General features: G+C 70.0%; 14 protein-coding genes and 2 pseudogenes. 7 read left to right on the top strand and 9 right to left on the bottom strand.

The features are described 5' to 3' along the window. Positions 1 to 39 precede the first annotated feature (39 nt). The 5 genes and pseudogenes from LV75_RS26380 to LV75_RS26360 all read left to right on the top strand — a co-directional run bounded on the left by LV75_RS26380 (position 40) and on the right by LV75_RS26360 (position 4,156). A complete protein-coding gene (locus LV75_RS26380; RefSeq protein ID WP_253889737.1) occupies positions 40 to 747 on the top strand; it encodes a DUF8017 domain-containing protein in 708 nt (235 codons plus the stop codon). A gap of 112 nt (positions 748 to 859) precedes the next feature. Beyond that, positions 860 to 1,651, top strand: coding sequence for a DUF8017 domain-containing protein (locus LV75_RS26375; RefSeq protein WP_253889736.1), 792 nt, complete (start codon positions 860 to 862; stop codon positions 1,649 to 1,651). A gap of 20 nt (positions 1,652 to 1,671) precedes the next feature. Next, positions 1,672 to 2,397 (top strand): HAD family hydrolase, encoded by a 726-nt coding sequence (locus tag LV75_RS26370; RefSeq protein WP_253889735.1) that lies wholly within the window; start codon positions 1,672 to 1,674, stop codon positions 2,395 to 2,397. Beyond that, positions 2,394 to 3,236, top strand: a complete 843-nt coding sequence (locus LV75_RS26365) for a DUF8017 domain-containing protein (RefSeq protein ID WP_253889734.1) — start codon at positions 2,394 to 2,396, stop codon at positions 3,234 to 3,236. The genes LV75_RS26370 and LV75_RS26365 overlap by 4 nt, the downstream gene beginning before the upstream one ends. A gap of 164 nt (positions 3,237 to 3,400) precedes the next feature. After that, positions 3,401 to 4,156, top strand: a pseudogene (locus LV75_RS26360) (transposase family protein). Between the two features lie 270 nt (positions 4,157 to 4,426). Here LV75_RS26360 and LV75_RS26355 read toward each other — a convergent pair. The 4 genes from LV75_RS26355 to mtnA all read right to left on the bottom strand — a co-directional run bounded on the left by LV75_RS26355 (position 4,427) and on the right by mtnA (position 13,017). After that, positions 4,427 to 9,145 (bottom strand): serine/threonine-protein kinase, encoded by a 4,719-nt coding sequence (locus tag LV75_RS26355; RefSeq protein ID WP_253889727.1) that lies wholly within the window; start codon positions 9,143 to 9,145, stop codon positions 4,427 to 4,429. Beyond that, on the bottom strand, positions 9,142 to 9,984 hold the full coding sequence (locus LV75_RS26350) for a DUF4132 domain-containing protein (protein WP_253889725.1): 843 nt from the start codon (positions 9,982 to 9,984) through the stop codon (positions 9,142 to 9,144). Before LV75_RS26350 ends, LV75_RS26355 begins: the two co-directional genes overlap by 4 nt. A gap of 206 nt (positions 9,985 to 10,190) precedes the next feature. After that, positions 10,191 to 11,936, bottom strand: coding sequence for a proline--tRNA ligase (locus LV75_RS26345; protein ID WP_253889717.1), 1,746 nt, complete (start codon positions 11,934 to 11,936; stop codon positions 10,191 to 10,193). Positions 11,937 to 11,991: 55 nt separating this feature from the next. Continuing rightward, on the bottom strand, positions 11,992 to 13,017 hold the full coding sequence (mtnA, locus tag LV75_RS26340) for an S-methyl-5-thioribose-1-phosphate isomerase (RefSeq protein WP_253889716.1): 1,026 nt from the start codon (positions 13,015 to 13,017) through the stop codon (positions 11,992 to 11,994). On the opposite strand from mtnA, the gene LV75_RS26335 reads away from it, so the two are divergent. Beyond that, entirely contained in the window at positions 13,010 to 13,375 is a 366-nt protein-coding gene (locus LV75_RS26335) for a VOC family protein (protein ID WP_253889714.1), read from the top strand. The two genes, mtnA and LV75_RS26335, sit on opposite strands and share 8 nt — an antisense overlap. On the opposite strand, the gene LV75_RS26330 is transcribed toward LV75_RS26335, so the two are convergent. Both LV75_RS26330 and LV75_RS26325 read right to left on the bottom strand, forming a co-directional pair. Beyond that, the gene (locus tag LV75_RS26330) at positions 13,372 to 14,556 is read right to left on the bottom strand and encodes an RNA polymerase sigma factor (RefSeq protein ID WP_253889712.1); all 1,185 of its coding nucleotides are present in this window, start codon (positions 14,554 to 14,556) and stop codon (positions 13,372 to 13,374) included. The genes LV75_RS26335 and LV75_RS26330 overlap by 4 nt on opposite strands. After that, positions 14,553 to 14,906: a YciI family protein gene (locus LV75_RS26325; RefSeq protein ID WP_253889711.1), complete on the bottom strand. Its 354-nt coding sequence runs from the start codon at positions 14,904 to 14,906 to the stop codon at positions 14,553 to 14,555. Before LV75_RS26325 ends, LV75_RS26330 begins: the two co-directional genes overlap by 4 nt. Before the next feature lie 107 nt (positions 14,907 to 15,013). Here LV75_RS26325 and LV75_RS26320 point away from each other — a divergent pair. Continuing rightward, a pseudogene (locus LV75_RS26320) lies at positions 15,014 to 15,508 on the top strand (DUF6069 family protein). Here the strand turns inward: LV75_RS26320 and LV75_RS26315 are convergent. From LV75_RS26315 to LV75_RS26305, 3 genes are all read right to left on the bottom strand, one after another. Continuing rightward, positions 15,471 to 16,055: a hypothetical protein gene (locus LV75_RS26315; RefSeq protein ID WP_253889708.1), complete on the bottom strand. Its 585-nt coding sequence runs from the start codon at positions 16,053 to 16,055 to the stop codon at positions 15,471 to 15,473. The pseudogene LV75_RS26320 and the gene LV75_RS26315 sit on opposite strands and share 38 nt — an antisense overlap. A 156-nt stretch (positions 16,056 to 16,211) precedes the next feature. Continuing rightward, positions 16,212 to 18,020, bottom strand: a complete 1,809-nt coding sequence (locus tag LV75_RS26310; RefSeq protein WP_425547630.1) for a DEAD/DEAH box helicase — start codon at positions 18,018 to 18,020, stop codon at positions 16,212 to 16,214. Between the two features lie 238 nt (positions 18,021 to 18,258). Further along, positions 18,259 to 19,209: a serine protein kinase RIO gene (locus tag LV75_RS26305; protein WP_372504232.1), complete on the bottom strand. Its 951-nt coding sequence runs from the start codon at positions 19,207 to 19,209 to the stop codon at positions 18,259 to 18,261. Positions 19,210 to 19,535: the final 326 nt, after the last annotated feature.

Here is a 19,535-nt window from a genome sequence, read left to right as displayed (position 1 = left end):
CTGCGACGGGCCCCGGCGCGGCTGGGCTACGGTCATCAGGTGCGCACTCAGCGGGCGGCCATCGCGGCGCTCTCGCTCGCGGCGGCCGTGGCGGTGCTGGCCACCGTCGCCGTCCTCGGGTCCGACGAGGACGACCCGGACGCACCGCGGGTGACCGCCGTGCCACCGACCCGAACCAGGCAGGCCGCCCCCGCCGCGCCGAGCGTTCCCGGGTGGCAGGTGGTCGACGACGCCGAGGCCGGGTTGCGCTACGAGGTGCCGTCGAACTGGGCGCTCGCCCCGGAATCCGAGACGCTGGAGTCGTCCTCCGGCGCCGTGCTCACCCACCTCGCGGACTTCGGGACGTACCTGTGCCAGGGGGCCGAGTACGGGCGGGCGTTCTCCGGCAGCGGACGCGTCGACGGCGACCCTGCCGAGGTGGCGACGGAGTTGGCGGCGGCCATCGCGGCAGACCAATACAGCGACGGGAGCCAAACGGCGAAGGTGACGCTGTCGCGGCCGACACCGATCGTCAGGGATGGCGCCCGCGGCACGCTTATCAAGGCGGACGCGGAAGTCACGGCAGGCGAGGTCGCCGACCGGTGCGCGAGTACGCGGGGCGTGGTCACCGTGGTCGCTCTAGCCACGGCGTTGGGTACAGCGGTGGTGGTGTTGGGCGCGGACACCGACGATCGCGGGGAGACTGCGCCTATCGCGTCCGGGGACGACTTGCGGGGGATGGCGGACAGCGTGCGCCCCCGGCAGTGATCGTTCGGCAGTGATCCGTTCAACGACGGTGATCGTTGGATGGCCGTGATAGTTGGGCGGTGGCCACCCGTTTGGCGGCGGTAGCTCTGTCCGACCGGTACTGTCGGCGCCCATGACCTACCCCGGCGGCGACTACCAGGGCCTGGGCTTCTACCCGGGCCCACCCAAACCCGACCGGCGCAAGCTCGTGATCATCGTGTCGGTGGCCGCGATCCTGCTGGTCGTGGGGGCCGTGGTCGCGGTCGTGCTGCTCCAGCGGCAGTCGAGCACACCGGCTCTGCCAACGGACACCACGACGACCACCACAACCACTTCGGCCACCACGACCAGCCGAAAGACGACCACCACCACGTCCAAGCAGGCCGGGCGGGTGGTCGAGAACGACACGGCCAAGATCTCCTACGCGGTGCCCGACACCTGGACGCCGATCGAGTCGTCGCAGCCGTTCACGCTGAAGTCGCTGCCCGGGGTCGCCATCGACCACCTGGTCGGGCTCACCTCCTACGACTGCGGCGGCAAGAACTACAGCCGGGGCGTGGTGGGCGGCGGGAAGGTCGCCAAGGGCGAGCTGAACCAGCGGGCCACCGAGATCGCCACCGCCTTCGGCAAGGAGTTCTACAGCGGCGGCACCGCCGTGGACGTCGTCGCGGGCACACCGCGGGCGATCACGGTGACCGGCGCGGACGACAAGAACTACAAGGGCGTGCGGGTCGAGGCGACGGTCACCAGCGCGGGCGACCAGTGCCTGGCGGGCAAGGGGAAACTGGTGATCGTCCTGCTCGAGGACGAGACCGACCTGCGGCTGCTGGTGGTCAACGGTGACACCGAGGGCGGCCCGGCGACACCGCCGCCCGCCAAGGACGCCGACCTGGCCTCGATCGCGGACAGCGTCCGGCCGTTGTGAGGCCGTGCCACTATGACCGGGTGACCGAGAAAAGCACCCTGGTCCTGTGGGACGTTGACCAGACCCTCGTCGACTACAGCGGCACCGGGCACGACTGGTACGGCCGGGCCCTGGCAGGCGCGCTGGGGTTGGAGATAGCGCACATCCCCGCGTTCCCCGGCCGCACGGAGCGCTCGATCACCGTGGAGCTGCTGGAGGCGCACGGGGTCGACTGGACCGAGGAGCACGTCGAGCGGATGTTCGCCGAGCTCATCAGCATCGCCACCGCCGCCCGCCCGCAGCTGCCGTCGCTGGGTCGCGCGCTGCCCGGGGCGCCGCAGGTGCTCGCCGCGCTGGCCGGGCGAGCGGAGGTGGTGCAGTCGCTGGTCACCGGGAACCTGGTGGAGCTGGCCGACTGCAAGCTCGCCGCGTTCGACCTGCTGCCGTTCGTCGACCTGGAGATCGGCGGGTACGGCTCGGTGTCGACCGACCGGCACGATCTGGTCGCGGCGGCCAAGCGGGCGGCGGAGGCCAAGTACGGCACGGTGTTCGCCCCGCGCTCGATCGTCGTGATCGGCGACACCCCGCACGACGTGGCCGCGGCGCACCACCACGGCGCGGTCGGGGTCGCGGTCGCCACCGGCAGGCACTCGGTGGAGGAACTGGTCGCCTGCGGCGCGGACGTCGTGCTGACCGACCTGTCCGACACCGACGCGGTCGTGGCCACCCTGCTCAGGACGACGGACAACCTGACCCCGGGCGCATGAGCGACCAGTACCACCAGGTGGACCCGCTGACCGGCAAGCCCTTGGTGTACCAGAGCTTCGGGACGTACCCACCGCCGCTTCCCCCGCCACCACCCCCGCGCAAGCGCACGCGTTTGTTCGTCTTACTCGCGATACTCCTAGTTGTCGCAGTTGGCGCTGTCGTCACCGTTGTCGTGCTCTTGGACAACAACCCCCAACCGGTCGCGGTAGCCCAAGACCCCACGCTTGCGCCGCCTCCGCCAGCAGGCACCCACCAACCAAAGCCGTCGGACGCCCGAGTCCCCGCCATCACCCCCGGCTGGCAGGGCGTCCTCTCCATCAAGGAACAGGTCGCCTACGACGTCCCGAAGGACTGGAAGGTGGAAAGCCCGGGCACCCAGGTCGGCTTCAACGACAACGACAGCCACCCCGTCGCCATCATGCACGGCGCCACCACCTACAAGCCCGAAGCCTGCCCCGACTCCCGCGGCTCCTACCGAGGCCACACCGGCTTCGTCTCCGTGGGCTCCACCGACCCCCAACGAGCCGCCCTCAACGGCGTCCGCCTCTTCGCCGACGCCGCAGCCCTCAACCCAGACGACACCCGGGCCCCGGTAGCCATAACCGACCCCAAACCCACCACAATCGCCAACGGCACCCCCGCGGTCACCGCCACCGCCCGGGTAACCATCACCCACCCCACCGTGTGCCCCTCCCCCACGATCCTATTCACCTCAGTGGCATTCAAGAACGGCAATTCGACGGCCCTGTTCATGATGTACCTGGACGAAGGCGTACCAGACGCGCTGGCCCCGGACATCGCCGAGCAGATAATCAAGTCCATCCGCCCCCGCAAGTAACCCCCCCCCCCCCCGCAGATGGCCCGCCCGAGCCGTTCAGACATACAGAGGGTTATTCAGGAGTTGGAGCGGCTGAATTCGCGCTACCCCTGATCAAGTAAGCGGCAGTCCGTTTAAGAGAATTCGGTTGCCACGCCAGAATCCTCACCAGACGGACTGCCTGTATGCATTCTACCACCGGCTTGACTCGCGATCGGATCGTGGACTTGTGTGCGATCATCCACCATTCCCGGCTGTCCATCAGACGTCCGTGGCCGCCGAAGTTGGGTTTGTTCGACTCGGTGCGTGTCGCGTTGATCTATCTGCGCCGCGACCGGGCTCAAGTGGAACTCGCGGAAATGTTCGGGGTGTCGCAGTCGACGATCAGCCGGGCTGTAACAGCGGTCACCCCGTTGCTTGCCGCGGTGTTGTCGGAGTGCGTGCCCACGAGTGGCGATCTGGATGCCCGTTCGACCTACATCGTCGACGGGACGCTGGTTCCTTGCTGGTCATGGCGTGTGCGAGAGAAGGAGCTCTACTCCGGCAAGCATCGCACCACCGGCATGAACCTCCAGGTCGCCCGCACGTTGTCCGGCCGCTTGGCATGGGTGTCGGATCCGGTTCCGGGAAGCCGACACGACTCGTACTGTCTGCGGACATCGGGGATCCTGGACGAATACGATGTGACCGCCTGAATGGGCGACAAAGGCTACATCGGTACCGCGATGCTGACACCGATCAGGAAACCCAAACACCGCGACCTGCTCGACTGGGAGAAGGACTTCAATTACCACCACAACAAGAAACGAGCCATCGTCGAACACGCCATCGCCAACCTCACAACCTGGCACATCCTCCACACCGACCACCGGCGGCCCATCGACACCTTCGCGACAACCATCTCCGCGGCCCTCGGCCTACAGTTCTACAGACAGGCGTGAATAACCCTCACAGTCATGTCACGACCATTGCGAGATTCGGTCGGAAACATCGGGCTAACATTCGCAATTCCCAATTTCTAGCGATCACCCCACACCCCTTGGTCACATCTCCACACAATTCCTTTCTGCATGCAGCTTCAGGGCTTTCAGCTACCAGCATAGCCCTTTCAACTCGCCGCCTTGGATATTCCGAGCATGTCCATAGCAATAATGGCGGTCGCCTGGGAGGCGATCTCGGGCTTCCGCGCCTACTGGGGGCTTCCGGTGGTGTCAGCGGCCGCGGGCGGTGTCGAGCCGCTCGTAGCCGGGGGCGTCGCCGGTTTGGGTTCGGGTCCAGGCTCGGGTGAACAGGTCTGGGATGGGCTCCAGAGCGGTGATGACGAGCCAGGGGTTGGTGGGGAGGTTGTACAAGGGGGCTTTCCAGGATTCGAGCGGTAGGTGGGGGCTGGCCAAGGCCAACCAACCGCCAGGCAGGAAGAGGGTGCGGCCCGCTCGGGCGCGTTTCGCGGTGAGGACCAGGTCGGTCTCGGCCAGGGCGGCGCGGGCCTTGCGGAGGCGAGCGGGTTTCCAGCCGGTCCAGCGGGCGACGTTGGCGTCTGTCGGGTCCGGTAGTGCCAACAGCTGCAGGTAGAGCACAGCGGCGTCGGGGTCGAGGTTGTGGTGGGCGGCGACCTCAGCCACTAAGTGCGGGACGGAGATGGACGCGTCCTGGTAGTACCCGTTCACCGGCGGGACCGTGCATGCGGCGGTAGTGCCATCTGCGGCGAGCAGGTCTAAGACGTCAAAGAGGCGGGAGTGGGTGAGCTCGGCGACGGCGCCGACCAAGTCCCGGTCGTGGGGGCCGATGCGTCCTGGCCACACGATGAACGAATAGTCCTCGCCGTCGAAGTGCACGTCGAGCCAGTCCCGGGCGGCGCTGCTACCGACCTCTGTGGACGGCGTCACGCCGGTCAGGGCGTGCACCTGCTCCGCGTCGAACCACCCGCCGGGGGCCAGCCCGAACGAGGGGTGGGCCACCCGCTGCCTGGCCAACTCCAGTGACTGCGCCAGCGCTGCCCGGTGCGGCGAGTCCCCCGGGAGCCGTTGGGCCAACCACAGCAGGACGTGGGCGACGGTGAGCAGGTTCGACTCCGTGAACCCGTCCTCGACCTGCTCCCGCAGGTGCCCGTTCGCCACGCGCAGGTCCGCTTCAGTGGTGAGCCACTTGGTACTGGTCGGGTTCAGCAGAGCCGTGACGATCTCCGCGGCGCCCCGCCACGACGACATCTGCTTGGTGATGTCGGCCAGTACGTCGTCGTCGACCGGCGTCGTCGCGCCGAACTCAGCGGTCCACACCTCAGCGACCCCGGCGGCGTTGAGCCCCGAGGACCACAGGTCCTCTGGTTCAGCCGGAGCGGCGGCTGCGAGCAGCCGCCAGCGCAAGCGCCGGTTGAGATCGCGCATGCGCTCGCGAGCGGCTTTCGCGCCCGGTTGGGACAACCTGAGCACAGCACGGTCCTCGGTGCTGATGAACCCGGCTCCCGAGCGGAAGACCATGGGCGTGCCTGCGAGCAGATAGGCCGCTTCAGCGGAGCCCAGCCCGGTTCGCTGTGTTAGCGCTGCCACTGGCTCCGGCTGCCACGAGTGCGGCCCGCGTTCGGCGAGCACGTCGAGGAACCGGATGACCCACGCGCTGTTTAGCGACGAGACCGGCTCGGCGACCTCAAGCTCCCAGCCCGCAGGCAGCTCAAACTCACCCGCGGTTCTGGTGAACTGCATGCCGGTAGCACTACCGCCGGGACCGAACCAACTGCTGTAGGCGACCGCGATAAAGCCATTCGGCGTCGGCTGGACCCGGTGGCGGTGCGCGGTTTGGTCCTCGGGCACCTTCGCGACCACGCGGCGCCATTGCCCGGGGTGGTCGAGGATGCCGCTGTCGGCGATCCATCGCAGCACCTGCACGAGTGTGTCGCGCCGGTCGGCCGGGGTGAGCGGCGAGGCCGCGCGCAGCGCCACGGCACCCAGGTGCGGCATCAGGTCGACCCAGTGGAACGCGCCGCACTCCGGGAGGTCCTCGGCGATCTGCTCGGGTCGGGCCGAGATCTCCCGCAAAGCGGCTAGCAGGGCGGGCAAGGCCGTCCGCGCCGGGCCCGCGGTGTCGCTGCGGTGCTGACCGAACCAGTCGAGCGCGACGGCTACCTGGTTCTCGGTCACCTCCGGGCCCGTCTGGACCGGTTCCGGCCGCCCGACCGCTGGAGCGATCTCGACGAACCCGCGGTGGACGACCACCAACCGAGCCGCTTTCCGGACCACGGACAGCACACCTGCCAGCAGCCCCGGGTGGCTGATCCCGGGCAACGCGGCAAGCACGGCCTTGGCTAGAGCGTCGCGCTTGCCGCTGACCAGGTCGGTGTACCGGTCGCGGTTGTCGTCGGTGTCGTCGTCCTCTAGGTCGCCGTCCCAGTCCGAGGCATCGAGTTCGGTGACCGCCACAGCCAGGATTGCCTCAGCGGCTTCGCGGCTGACTTCACGCAACGCCGCAGAGCCAGCCTCGTCTCGAGGACGCAACATGTGCCACCACCGCAGCGGCACCACGATGGGTGTCCCGGCGGCGTAAGGGGGGTGGTTCTCGGCGTACTCCACCGTGGCAACAGTGTCGCCGTTCGCGTCGAGCAGGGTGAACGTGTCCTCTTGCTCGCTCACCGCCAGCCGGGTACCGGGCAGGTCGAGCAGCCCGGACACCGGTACAGCCGCCTGAACTCGACGACCGTCGATACCCTCCCCGACCCAAGTGCCGTCGGCGTCACGGTGAACTCGCCACCCGTGCAGGCCGTCCTTCGCGCCCAGCGGACTCAACTCAGTTCCGGGCGCGGTAGGCCGAAGATCGCAGTACTCACGCTCTAGCCGCTCCACGCCGTCCAGGAAGGCGGGCAGGCTTTCGCGGCCGTCCTTCCCACTGAGCGGGTCTACCTCAATCCACTGCGCGGTGGCCCACATGGTGGCGCCGTCGCTGTAGCTGTTGCGCGGTAGCGGAATCAGCGTGTCGCCGAGGTGAACCGCTCGCCAGCCGGTGAACCTGCCGCCGCCCGGCAGAGCCACCGACGCGTGCACGTCGTAGGACTCGAAGGGGTCTGTTGCGCCAGGGGCGATGTGGTTGCCCGGGTTGTCGCTCCAGTAGGCGAGGCGGCGATTGGGGCCGGACCAGCTCACCAACAGGACACCGTCGAACCAGGCCGCAGTCGCGTCCTGGTACCACTGGTGGCGCGCGGACGATGGGATCTTGGCCAGGTGTTCGGCCAGCACGCCTTCTGGCCCGGCCACCACGAAGTATTCCCCGCGACCGAGCACCAGGGCCGGCCATCCTTCGCCACTGAGCCCGACCGGATCGGTGAACTTGGCTGCGGCTTCCTCTACCGCAGGCCAACCCAACTCGTCGAGCAGACCAGCCTTGAGGGTCCGCCGCAGCGCCTCGGCAACATCGATCCCGACAAGCTTCTCGACTGCTTCCGGCACGTCGGCGAAAGCTTCCGGGAGGCGTAGGACAGCGAAGTCGGTAAGAGTCTGGGTGAGGCTGGGGACAGTAAGAGCGATCGCGCTGGTGCGCTTGATGATCCAGTCGCGCAGGGCGATACGCAGCCCCGGTACGGCCAGGATCTCGCGCACCAAGTGGCTCTTGGCGATGTCCTCTTCGTCCGAGTTGTTGTTCAGGCAGTTGACGATTCCGTCGCCCAGTACCGCGCCGCGCTCGCTAGCGGCGTACGCGGTGAGGTCACGGCGACCGGGGGTCTCATCAACCAGCCACTCCCACACGTCGGCTTCATCGGCGTCGGAGTCGATGGGGATGCCGTGGGCGAGAAGTAGGTCGATCAGGTCGAGTTCGACCTCGTACCACCTGCTCGACAACTGCACCCGCTCCCCGTCAGCGGCGAGCCTGCCTGCCATCTCTTCCACCAAGGCGAGCAGAGCGGCCGATCGGGGAACATCGCGCCATCCCGCGGACCGAGTAGCGACGACGGAGGTCAACCACGCGGCAGGCGTAACAGACACAGCGGGGTCCGGTGGGCCTGTTAGAGCTTTGCTGGCGCCGCTAGCGGTGAGGATGCCCAACCAGAGGTCCAGTGTGGAGGTCTGCTGCGGGACGAAAGCCAACAGCCGCGCCCGAATTTCGGGGTCGTTCTTGGCTAGCGCGACGAGCGCATCGCGATAGGACTTCCAGAAGCTAGCGGCCGCGCGAGCAATGGAGGACGTACCAAGCACCTCGCGCAGGACTCGCTCGTCCTCCGCGTGGACATCGAGCTTCGCAGCCTTCGCGAGCCTGCGCAGGTCTTCCGGCATCCCGGCGTGCGGAGGCAGCCCCGCACGAACGCGCTCCAGGCAGAGGGTGCGGAACTTCTCGAAGGCTTCAGCAGTGTCATAGCGGCGGGCGAGGTCCTTGGCGTAAGCCGACAAAGCCTTGGCAGGTAGCGCACCCGCGAAGGCGAACTCGAGGAATACGGCCCGAACTCGCTCTGGGTCTACCGCGAGATCGTGGACTTGCTCCGCTTCGCGCGCCTTGCCGAACATGGTGGACGCGTAGTTGGTGTTGTCGTGCTTGAGGAAGATCCTCGCTGCCTCTTCGTAGAAGGTCGGCAGGAAGTGCGGCGCGGATCGACCCAGCATCGTGGCGAGTTCGGTGAAACCGTCCTTCGCCGCACCCGCCTTCGACTTCGCCACCCGGTCGAGGCGTTCGATCTCCTTGACCAGCGCCAAAGCGTGGTGCGCGTTGCCGGGGTCGTTGACCAGCGCCCACGCCGGGAACCCCAACGCGACCCGGCGCACCGCGCCGACCTCGGCGGACCCGGTGGGCTCGGCGAACCCCAGGTACTCCGCCGTCAGGTCCTCGGCCTCAGCGAGCACGGCGGGGACGAGGCGCACCACAACCCGGTCGTCGAGGGCAGGGTGCTCATACGCGCGGGCGAGCAGGACGTCGTGGTCATCCCCGGGCTCGGGGGTGCCGGTCAGCACGATCATTCCGCTGCCGCCTCGACCACGCGCCCGGCGTAGACCGTGGCCGCCATGCGCATGCCCTCGGACCAAGCGACCGGCCCGACCTGGGCGAGCGGGATCGCAGTGCCGTCCGGACGGGTCCAGGTGAGGTCGCCGGTCCAGGCCTCCTCCTCCGGGTAGTACTCGGCCCCGATCCAGTACCGGGCCTGCACCGTCGCCCCGGCCTCGAACACCGAGCACACGGCCTCGCCGCCGCGCACCGGGTAGCCCAGGGTCCTGCACCGGGCGAGGACGTGGTTCACCTGCTCGAACCGGCCGCCGGAGTAGTCGCCGACGGAGTCGCCCTCGGGCTCGTCCGGCCGGGCGAAGGTGTGCCGGAACAGCTGCTGCACCCCCTGCTCGACACCCAACTCGGCCGCGAACTCCCGCAGGTCGTCGAGGTCGTCGAGGAGCACAGGGTGCGGCAGCGCGACCGTCTCCGGGTTGACCCACACCGTGTCGCCGTCGAGGTTGACCACCCCGAGCCCCCGCTCGGGGTCGGCGTCGCGCAGGAACCCGACCTCGTCGCCCGCGACCACCACGACGTCGCGCAGCGCGGCCACCCAGGCGCTGTCCGGCCACACCCGGGTGATCAGGGCGACCGGCACCGGCAGCGACCTGGCCAGCCAGGTGTCCACAGTGGAGAGGCAGTCGCCCTGGTGCCGGTCGAGCCACTCGACCAACTGCCGCAGCCGGACGACCTGCGGGTCCTCCTTCAGCGCCGCCGGGACCGCACCCAGCACCTTGCCCTTGGCGTTGCGGCACTTGACCTTGCCGCCCTCGACCCGGACCTGGTAACCACCAGCCGCATCAACCCACCCCACGACGCCCCACCCTCGATGTCCGGATCCGCACCAATCGCCGCCACCCTAGCGACCCGCACCGACAACCCGCGCACCTCTGTCCACACCCGCCCGCCCACACCCGCCTGTCCACACCGTCCGTCCACACCGCCCAGGGCGGAGCGCTCCCAGGCCCGGGAAACGAAGAGGCCGCCCCCCGGAACTCCGGGGGGCGGCCTCCGAAAGCCTCAGCCGATCAGCGACGCCACGTGCTCGACCACGGCGTCCACCGCGACCTCCTCGCGCGACCCGCTGACCCGGTCCTTCACCTCGAGCACCCCGTTCGCCAACCCGCGCCCCACGACCACGATGGTCGGCACACCGATCAGCTCGGCGTCCTTGAACTTCACCCCGGGCGAGGCGGTTCGGTCATCCAGCAGCACGTCGACCCCGCGGGCGTGCAGGTCAGCGGCCAGCCGCTCCCCCGCCTCGCGCAGGGTGTCGTCCTTGCCCGCGATCACGATGTGGACGTCGGCGGGCGAGACCTGGCGGGGCCAGACCAGGCCGATCTCGTCGAAGGTCTGCTCGGCGATCACCGCGACCAGCCGGGAGACGCCGATGCCGTACGAGCCCATGGTGATCGTGATGGGCTTGGAGTCCGGTCCCAGCGCGTCGAGCCCCAGGGCCTCGGAGTACTTGCGGCCCAACTGGAAGACGTGGCCGATCTCGATGCCCCGGGCGGCCACCAGGGTTCCGGTGCCATCCGGGGCGGGGTCGCCTTCACGGACCTCGGCGGCCTCGATCGTGCCGTCGGGGGTGAAGTCGCGGCCCGCGACCAGGTCGATGACGTGGTGGTCGGGCTTGTCGGCACCGGTCACCCACGCCGTCCCGGTGACCACGCGGGGGTCGACGAGGTAGCGAACGCCGTTGTCCAGGAGGGCCTGGGGACCGATGTAGCCCTTGACCAGGAAGGGGTTCTTAGCGAAGTCGGCTTCCTCAAGCACCGCGAACTCGGCGGGCGCTAGAGAGGCCTCCAGGCGCTTCAGGTCGATCTCGCGGTCACCGGGGACGCCGACAGCGAGGATGTCCCAGTCTGCTGCTCCTGGGAGGCGGACCTTGAAGAGGACGTTCTTCAGGGTGTCCGCAGCGGTGAACTCACGACCCAAGTCGGCCTTGTTGAGGTAGTCGACCAAGGTGTCGATGGTCGGCGTGTTAGGCGTGTGGTGCACCTGCGCGTCCGGCAGGCCCGCCAGGTCGCGGGCAGGAGGCGCAGGGGTGACGACAGCCTCGACGTTGGCGGCGTAGTCGGAGTCGGTGCTGCGGACGAAGGTGTCCTCACCGATGGGAACCTCGGCGAGGAACTCCTCGGATGCCGACCCGCCCATAGCGCCGGAGGTGGCCTTGACGATGACGTAGCGCAGGCCGAGGCGGTCGAAGATGCGCACGTAGGTCGCCCGGTGCGCGGCGTAGCTCTCGGCCAGTCCCTCGTCGGTCAGGTCGAAGGAGTACGAGTCCTTCATCAGGAACTCGCGCCCGCGCAGGATGCCCGCGCGGGGACGCGCCTCGTCGCGGTACTTGTTCTGGATCTGGTAGAGCCAGAGGGGGTAGTCCTTGTAAGAGGAGTACTCGCCCTTCACGGTAAGAGCGAACAGCTCCTCGTGCGTCGGACCGAGCAGGTAGTCGCCGCCCTTGCGGTCCTTGAGGCGGAACAGGTTGGGGCCGTACTCGGTCCACCGGTTGGTCGCCTCGTAGGGCTCGCGGGGCAGCAGCGCGGGGAACTGGATCTCCTGCGCGCCCATCGCGTCCATCTCTTCGCGCACGATCGCCTCGACCTTGCGCAGCACGCGCAGACCGAGCGGCAGCCAGGAGTAGACGCCCGGGGCGACCCGGCGGACGTACCCGGCGCGGACCAGCAGCTTGTGGCTGGGCACCTCCGCGTCGGCCGGGTCCTCGCGCAGGGTTCGCAGGAACAGCGTCGACATCCTGGTGATCACGGTAATGCTCCTCGTGTCGGGCGGGTGCCCATAGAGCGTAGTGACCTGCCCCTGGTCAACGCATCTGGGTTCGGCCCGGCTCGATGACCCGTTCCTCGGTGACGATCGCCGTGACCAGGTCGGCGGGGGTGACGTCGAAGGCGTAGTTGAGCGCCCGCGTCCCCACCGGCGCCGTGCGGACCCCGCCGAACCCCGTGACCTCCTCCTCCGAGCGCACCTCGATGGTGATGGCCCCACCGTCCGGGGTCGCCATGTCCACGGTGGACTCGGGGGCGACGACGAGGAACGGGATCCCGGCACGCGCGGCGGCCAACGCCAGTGGATATGTGCCGATCTTGTTGACTACATCCCCATTCGCCGCGATTCGGTCAGCGCCGACGACCACCGCATGCACTAGACCGTTGGCAATGACAGATGGCCCTGCCGAGTCGACGACAAGCGTATGTGGCACCCCCATCTGGGAAAGCTCCCAAGCGGTGATCCGCGCGCCTTGTAGCAACGGCCTGGTCTCATCCGCATAGACATGCCCGAGCTTGCCGCGCTCGTGCAACGCGCGGAGGACTCCTAGTGCGGTCCCCCACTCCACGCAGGCGAGCGCTCCGGCGTTGCAGTGCGTGTGGGCGTTGACCGGCCCTGTGACCCGGGCAGCCAGCCAGTCGGCACCGCGCAGTGCCAGTGTCCGGTTGAGCCTGACGTCGTCCTCTAGGACGGTGATCGCCTCTACAACCGCCTCCGGGATGCCCTCAGGGAGCTTGGCCAAGACCCGGTCCACGCCCCAGGCAAGGTTGACCGCGGTCGGACGGGCGGCTCTGATCTCGGCGGCGGCCGCGACCGGATCCGCTGTGGACAGCGCCGCGAGCGCCACCCCGAGCGCACCGGCGACCCCGAGCGCGGGCGCGCCGCGCACGGCCAGGGTGCGGATCGCGGTCACGAGTTCGGGAACAGTGCGTAGCTCACGGATGACGATTTCGTCGGGGAGTCGGGTCTGGTCGACGATGACGATGTGGTCGGACTGCCAATCGATGGTGCGCACGCCACCATGATTGTCGGTCCGCGCCGCTACCGTGCTGGATATGAGCATTGGTATCGCAGGTGTGACCATCGACTGCGCCGATCCGCGCGGTCTGGCCGGGTTCTGGACCCAGGCCCTGGGCTACGAGGTGGTGCAGGACTTCGGTGGTGAGTTCCTGTTCCTCGGCCCGCCCGGCAAGCAGCAGGGCGAGGCCGTCTTCATCGGGTTGCAGAAGGTGCCGGAGGAGCGCTCGGGCAAGAACCGGCTGCACCTGGACTTCACCACCCCCGAGCGCTCGGCCGAGGTGGCCCGGCTGGTCGGCTTGGGCGCGGTCGAGGCGGGCGAGCACGCCGTCCCGGGGCTGAGCTGGACGGTGCTGCGGGACCCGGAGGGCAACGAGTTCTGCGTCGGGTCGACCCAGGGTTAGCCCTGGGCGCGGGTGGTGAGGTACCTGCGCTCCTGGGCGCTGGTGGCGCGCTTGGCCGCCTCGCGGTAGTTCGCGCGCGCCCCGGTGTGGTCACCGGCCAGCTCCAGCAGGTGGGCCCTGGTCGCGTAGAGCCGGTGGTTGCGGGACACGCGCTTGTCCCCCGCCACCGTCTCCAGCAGTTCCAGGCCTGCCGCGGGGCCTGCGGTCATCCCGACGGCGACCGCGCGGTTGAGGGTCACCACCGGGTTCGGCGCGATCCGCTCCAGCAGCTGGTAGAGGCCCGCGATCTGCGGCCAGTCGGTGTCGGCGGCGGTCTCGGCCTCGCTGTGCACCGCGGCGATGGCCGCCTGCAGCTGGTACGGGCCGACCCGGCCGCGGGCGAGCGCCGAGGTGATGAGCGCGACGCCCTCGGTGATCGCGGCGCGGTCCCAGCGGGCCCGGTCCTGCTCGGGCAGCGGCACCAGCTCCCCCGCGGCGTCCACCCGGGCCTGGCGGTGCGAGTCGGTGAGCAGCATCAGCGCGAGCAGGCCCGCGACCTCGGTGTCCTCGGGCAGCAGGCCGCGCAGCCAGCGGGTCAGCCGGATCGCCTCGTCCGACAGCGCGGGGGCGGTCAGCTCGGCGCCGTCGGTGCTGGTGTGCCCCTCGGTGAACACCAGGTAGAGCACGTGCAGCACGGCGTCGAGCCGGTCGGCGCCCGCGGTGCCGAAGCCGACCTGGCGGATCGTCTGCTTGGCGCGGCTGATCCGCTGCGCCATGGTGGCCGCCGGGACCAGGAACGCGGCGGCGATCTGGGCGGTGCTGAGCCCGCCGACGGCGCGCAGCGTCAGCGCGATCCGCGAGGACGAGCTCAGTTCCGGGTGGCAGCACAGGAACAGCAGTTCCAGCGAGTCGTCCAGGTCGGGCACCTCGGGCGGCGCCGACCGCGCCACGAGGTCCTCGTCCTCGCGGCGCCTGCGCGCCACCGCGGACCGCACCTGGTCGACCAGCCTGCGCGAAGCGACCGTCACCAGCCAGGCCCGCGGGTTGTCCGGGGTGCCCTCGGTCGGCCACTGGGCGGCGGCGGCCAGCAGGGCCTCCTGCACGGCGTCCTCGGCCCCGTCGACCCAGCCGTGGCGGCGCACCAGGGCTGCGAGGACCCGCGGCGCGAGCTCGCGCAGCAGGTCCCCCTCGGCCCCGGTCACGCCGACTCGTGCAGGACCGGCCACACCTCGACCGGCGCCTCGTCGGCCCACGGCATGTCCGCGGCGATCTGCTCGGCCCGCTCCTGGCTGTCCACGTCCAGCAGGTACAGGCTGGCGAGGTACTCCTTGGTCTCCAGGTAGGGCCCGTCGGTGACCGCGGGGGCACCGCCCTCGCGGCGCACCAACCGGGCCATCACGGCGTCGGCCAAGCCGTAGGCGCCGATGAGCTCACCGGTCTCGCGGTAGCGGGTGTTGAACGCCTCCTGCTTCGCGATCGCCGCGGGCCACTGGTCGGCGGGGATGGCGTCCCACTTCTCCTGGTTGCCGTAGACGAGCATCAGGTACTTCATCCGGGTCTCCTCGTGTCCGGCGGGCCGCAGCGGCCCGCTCCCACCCTCGAGTCGGAGCGACCCGGACGTCCTCGACATCGATCGGCGAACTTTTTCCCGGCGGTGCGATGTCGAGCGGCGCGGGTCGGTTCCGACCCCAGGGTGTCCGAGCGAGACGACAATCCGAGGAGCACCCGATGACCACCACCGCGCGCCCGCCCATGACCACCCGCCCGATCTGGCTGGTCAGCGCCGCCGCCGGACTCGCGGCCGCCGCGGCGACCGAAGTGTACGGACTGCTCGCCCGCGCCGCGGGCGTCCCGATGGCCGCCGGGGGCCTCGGCGCGGACACCGCCGAGCCGATCACCGTGGGGATGTTCGCCATGGGCACCGTGATCAGCGTCTTCTGAGGGACCGTGCTGGCGCTGCTGGTGGCCCGCTACGCCAAGGACGCGGCACGGACCTACCTGCGGACCACGGTCGTGCTGACCGCGCTGTCGCTGGCAGGTCCGCTGGCCGCCGCGGACACGGCCACCTCGACCAAGGTCGTGCTGGTGGTCGCGCACCTGCTGGCCGCGGCGATCGTCATCCCACCGGTAGCGCGGCGGCTCGCTCACCGCTGACCTTGCGCAGCAGCGCGATGCCCAGCCACGCGGTCGCGACCGCCCCCACGGCCACCGCGATGGGCAGCACGAAGGTCGGCAGGAACGGGCGCAGCGCGACGAGGACGAACGCGACGAGGTAGATCGTGATGGCCGCCCGGGGGACCTGCCTGGCCGCGATGAGCGCGATGCCGAACGCGAGGATGCCGATCAGGAACACCACCGACGAGACCAGCAGGCCCTTGCCGGTGAAGCCCGCGTTGAGCTCGCGCACCAGCGCCGGGTCCAACTGGGGGTAGACCAGGTTGAGGATGTACTCGACCCCCAGCACCGCGCCCAGGCCCGCGACGTTGAGCACGAACCCGATGGTGAGGCCCCTGGTCGGCCTGGTGTGCACCAGGTACAGGCCGATCATCAGGACCAGGCCGGTCACCTGGCCAAGCGGGGCGACCGCGTGCCCGAAGGCGGTGTCGGGCAGCACACCGCCCCGGCGACCGGCGTTGAGCAGCAGGACCAGTGAGCACAGTGGACCCGACCAGCCCGCGATCCGGATCAGCGTCGTCGGCATGTCGTCATCTCCTAGCGGTGGTGTGGCGTGACGGCACAAGCCTTTCGGGGCTGCTGGGCGCGGACAAGGAATCCGGGCTCGGGGTAAGACTTCGGTAAGTGTCCACAAAGGAAGAAGGCCCACCCCCGACCGGGAGTGGGCCTTCTTCAGCGTGCTTTAGCGGTTGCGGTCGCCGTCGCGCCAGCCGCGGGAGGCGTTCGCGCGGGGAGCGCCTTCACGGGGGGTGAACTCGCGGCGCGGGCCAGCGTCGCGGCTGCCGTACTCGCGGTTGCCGCCCTCACGCGGCGCGCGGCCGCGGAAGCCGCCGTCGCGGGCGGGGGCACCCTCGCCGCGGAAGCCACCGGTGCGCGGGGCACCGTCGCGGGTGTTGCCGCCCGCGCGGTAGCCGCCGTTGTCGCGGCTGCCGTACTCGCGGTTGCCACCCTCACGCGGGCCACCCTCGCGCGGCGCGCGGTCGCGGCTGGGGGCCGAGTCGCGGAAGTCGCGGGTGCGGTGGTCGCGGCTGGGGTCGCGGCGGTCGTCACGGGGGTGGCCCTCGTTGCGCTCGCCACCGCGGCTGGTCGCCCGGCTCTCGCGCGGGCCGCGGCCCTCGGAACCACCGGTGCGGCGGCGGAACTCGCCACCGGTGCGGCGGGCGGTGTGCCCGGAGCGCGGCGCGCGGACCGGCGGGGCCTTCTCCACGACCGGCTCGCCGCTGGGCACGCGGGCGCCGGTGATGCGGATCAGGTCGGCGTCACCGGGGCGCACCTTGGTGTGCTCCGGCTTGACGCCCGCCTTGTCGGTGAGCCGCACGACGCCGCGGCGCTGGTCGTGGGTGACGACCGTGACCACGGTGCCCGCCTCACCGGCGCGGGCGGTGCGACCGGCGCGGTGCAGGTAGTCCTTGGGGTCCGCGGGCGGGTCGACGTGCACGACCAGGCTGACGCCGTCGACGTGGATGCCGCGGGCGGCGACGTCGGTGGCGACCAGGACCGGCATGTCACCGTCGCGGAACTGGCTGAGCACGCGGTTGCGCGCGCCCTGGGTCTTGCCGCCGTGCAGCGCGCCCGCGCGGACACCGACCGAGCGCAGCTTGTCGGCGAGCCGGTCGACGTGGTGCTTGGTGCGCACGAACATGATCGTGCGGCCGTCGCGGGCGGCCATCTCGGTGATGACGTCGGCCTTGTCCTGCTTGGACACCACCAGCATGTGGTGCTCCATGGTGGACACGCTGGCGGTCGAGCTGTCCACCGAGTGCGTCACCGGGTCGTTCAGGTAGCGCCGGACCAGCTGGTCGACGTCGCCGTCGAGGGTGGCCGAGAACAGCAGCACCTGGCCGTCGCGGTTGGTGAGGTCGAGGATCTCGCGGACCTGGGGCAGGAAGCCCATGTCGGCCATCTGGTCGGCCTCGTCGATCGCGCTGAAGCTGACCGAGTCGAGCACGCAGGTGCCCTGCCGGACGTGGTCGGAGAGCCGACCGGGGGTGGCGATGAGCAGGTCGACGCCGCGGCGCAGCGCCTCGGCCTGGCGCGGGAAGGACATGCCGCCGACCGCGGTGCGGCACCACAGGCCCAGCGAGCGGGCCAGCGGGGTCAGCGCGTCGCTGACCTGCAGCGCGAGCTCGCGGGTCGGCACGAGCACCAGGGCGCGGGGGCGCAGCGGCTTGGCCTCGCCGTCGGCGAGGCGGGCGAGCAGGGCGAGCCCGAACGCGAGGGTCTTGCCGGAGCCGGTCTGCGCGCGACCGAGCACGTCGCGGCCCGCGAGGGCGTCCGGGATGGTCGCGGCCTGGATCGGGAAGGGCTGGTCGATCCCGGCGTCGGCGAGCGCGCGCAGCAGCGGGCGGGGCAGACCCAGGTCGGCGAAGGTGACCTCGGAGGTCTCGAAGCGGCCCTTGCCGCTCTGGCGGTGGCGCAGCTTGCGCTCGCCAGCCTCGTCGGCCGGGTCATTCGTGGTCAGGGCGGTTGTGGGCACAGCGGAGTCGAGCAACGGAGTCCTCTCCGGACGATGGCACGTCTCAGGAGGCTCCGCCCTCTTCACAGGAGGCCGGCAGGCTATCGCAGGACGAGCCCGGCGCGTGTGTCACGCCGTCGGGTGGTGTGGCATCGGCTGTGTTCCCGGAGCCTCAGGTCGGCTCCGCGCACGATGCCCCACAACTCTACCCGACGGCGTGACACGTGCCCGCACGGCGGGAGCTGGATCACGTATTCGGGGGGTGAAGACCTCGCTAACCGAGGCCCGCGACGTCGATCAGGTGCGCGGTCAGCACCCCCGGGTCGACGACGTGCTCCGGCAGGCCCCGACCGGCGAACCACCGCGCGATGTTGGCCACGTCACGCGCGAGGAACTCCGGCCCGGCCGGGTTGGCGACGATGTCGACGACCTGCGGGAGGTCGATCAGCACCAGGTGCCCCTCGTGGACGAGGACGTTGTAGGCGGACAGGTCGCCGTGGGTCATCCGGTGCGCCGCGAACAGCTCCAGCGCCGCGACCATCTGCTCCCAGAACTCGCGCAGCTCGTCGAGCTCCGGCCGCGCCTGCGCCAGCCGGGGCGAGCCCTGCCGGTCGGCGTCGGACAGGAACTCCAACAGCAACTCCGTGCCGTCGCGCTGCACCGGGTAGGGCACCGGCGCGCCGACCGACCACAGCCGCGACAACGCCGCGAACTCGGCCACCGCCCACTGCTCGGCGATCAGGTTGCGCCCGAAGACCGTGCGGTTGGCGATGGCCCTGGACTCCCGGGACCGCCGCATCCGCCGCCCCTCAAGGTAACCGGCGTCACGGTGGAACAACCGGTGCTCGCCACTGCGATAGCGCTTCGCCGCCAAGAGGCACGATTGCCCTTCGGGCACGGCGCGCTCAACAACGAACACATCGGCTTCTTTACCGGTCTTAAGGACCCCGAGCTCGGTATCGGCGGCGCCATCGTCGATGACAAGCCAATCCGGGCGAGGGTGCGGTCCTTGCTCGCTGTCACCCCAGGTAGACCATCGGTCAGTGCCTTCGGGGAGTTCTTGCGCAGCGGTGTAGGCGTCCTCACGGACACGTGCCAGCCTGACCCGCTCGGCCTCGGTAAGCCTGCCGGACCGCTGGGGCTGGGGGTCATCATCGAATCGCCGCCGCCGCATCCTGGTCGAACGGGGGGCGTCGTCATCGTGGGAAAAGTCGTGCTCGCGCACTGGGTGGGACTCCTTGATCGGGAAGGACGCCCCACAGCCGCGATCAGCCGAGTGGGGCGGGTGGACGGGACAGCGCCGCGCCCACAACGACGGTCGTGTTCACCTGGCACCTCCCTGCTCTCTCCACCGGCTCATCCCGGTCGCTACGTCGGACAGCTTGCCGCGTGCGCGTGGACGTCGGCAACTGATTTATTCGGGTGGGTTCTTGGGGCGGGCTCTGGGGCTTCGGGGGTGAGCTCGAGCGGGGTCCGCGCCCTGAGCCTGGGACTCGGGCCCAGGTTCGCCGCTCGGGGTTCGCCGCTCGGGGTTCGCCGCTCGGGGTTCGC

Origin of the sequence: Actinokineospora diospyrosa, assembly GCF_024171925.1 — a bacterium.
In the GTDB taxonomy this organism is placed as follows: domain Bacteria; phylum Actinomycetota; class Actinomycetes; order Mycobacteriales; family Pseudonocardiaceae; genus Actinokineospora; species Actinokineospora diospyrosa.
The sequence above is the reverse complement of the archived record's forward strand: the minus strand, read 5'-3'. Positions and strand labels throughout refer to the sequence as shown.

What these genes read in the sequence shown, in the direction of transcription:
- mtnA (WP_253889716.1), bottom strand. Translation starts at nt 13,017, where the DNA reads ATGCTCATATCCAGCACGGTAGCGGCGCGGACCGACAATCATGGTGGC.
- LV75_RS26365 (WP_253889734.1), top strand. Translation starts at nt 2,394, where the DNA reads ATGAGCGACCAGTACCACCAGGTGGACCCGCTGACCGGCAAGCCCTTG.
- LV75_RS26375 (WP_253889736.1), top strand. Translation starts at nt 860, where the DNA reads ATGACCTACCCCGGCGGCGACTACCAGGGCCTGGGCTTCTACCCGGGC.
- LV75_RS26335 (WP_253889714.1), top strand. Translation starts at nt 13,010, where the DNA reads ATGAGCATTGGTATCGCAGGTGTGACCATCGACTGCGCCGATCCGCGC.
- LV75_RS26315 (WP_253889708.1), bottom strand. Translation starts at nt 16,055, where the DNA reads ATGCCGACGACGCTGATCCGGATCGCGGGCTGGTCGGGTCCACTGTGC.
- LV75_RS26325 (WP_253889711.1), bottom strand. Translation starts at nt 14,906, where the DNA reads ATGAAGTACCTGATGCTCGTCTACGGCAACCAGGAGAAGTGGGACGCC.
- LV75_RS26355 (WP_253889727.1), bottom strand. Translation starts at nt 9,145, where the DNA reads ATGATCGTGCTGACCGGCACCCCCGAGCCCGGGGATGACCACGACGTC.